Here is an 887-nt window from a genome sequence, read left to right as displayed (position 1 = left end):
ACAACTCGTTTCAGAATGAGGTTGGTAGTTGGCGGTAGCAGATGAGGGCGCAGCCGAGTTGGAGGAGTCCGAGGTGGAGGTCGGCGCGTCGTTCGTAGCGGGTGCGGAGACGTTTGTATTGGTGCAGCCAGGCAAACGTGCGTTCCACGACCCAACGGACCTTGCCGAGGCCGGATCCGTGAGCGGTGTTCTTGCGGGCGATACGCGGGACGATTTCCCGGTCGCGCAGGGCTTTCCGGTGTTGCTCGTAGTCGTAACCGCGGTCGCCGTAGAGCCAGCGAGGCCGCTGCCACGGTCGGCCACGTTTGCCCCGGATCGTGGGCAGGGCGTCGACCAGCGGGAGCAGCTGGGTACTGTCGTGGCGGTTGCCGCCGGTGAGCGTGACCGCCAGCGGGATACCACCGGCCTCGGTGATCACATGGTGTTTCGAGCCGGGCCGAGCCCGATCGACGGGCGAGGGGCCCGTGGCCGCCCCCCTTTCAGGGCCCGCACGTGCGAGCCGTCGACCACGACGGTGTTCAGATCGAGCCGATCCAAGGCCCGCAGCTGGTCCAGCAGCAGCTCGTGCACCGCTTGGAAAACCCCGGCCTCGGTCCAGTCCCGCAACCTGCGCCAACACGTCACCCCGGAACACCCAGCCACTTCCCGAGGCAGTTCCCGCCAGGTGATCCCGGTCTTGAGCACGAACACGATCCCTGCCAACGCGGCCCGGTCGTCGGCCGGCAAACGACCCGGGTATCGACGTCGACGAGGCGGACGCGCCGGGAGCAACGGCTGAACCCGAGACCACAACTCCTCTGGCACCAACTCCTCGATCATGCCGAGACCATGCACCGAGTCGATCAAACATCGCCATCAGACACGCCGATCATTCTGAAACGAGCTGT

General features: G+C 66.1%; 1 protein-coding gene. It reads right to left on the bottom strand.

The genetic code is table 11. The annotated features are described in order from the left end of the window. Window positions 1-10: 10 nt before the first annotated feature. Window positions 11-819 (bottom strand): IS5 family transposase gene (locus tag OOZ19_RS29945; protein ID WP_266093529.1). Its coding sequence is split into 2 segments (ribosomal slippage): window positions 11-480 and window positions 480-819, totalling 810 coding nucleotides; the frame shifts between segments, so codons are not numbered across the junction. Window positions 820-887 lie beyond the last annotated feature (68 nt).

It is taken from the genome of Saccharopolyspora sp. NFXS83 (assembly GCF_026241095.1).
Classification (GTDB): Bacteria; Actinomycetota; Actinomycetes; order Mycobacteriales; family Pseudonocardiaceae; genus Saccharopolyspora_C.
Note: the sequence above shows the minus strand (reverse complement) of the source record. Positions and strands in the feature narration are given on the sequence as shown.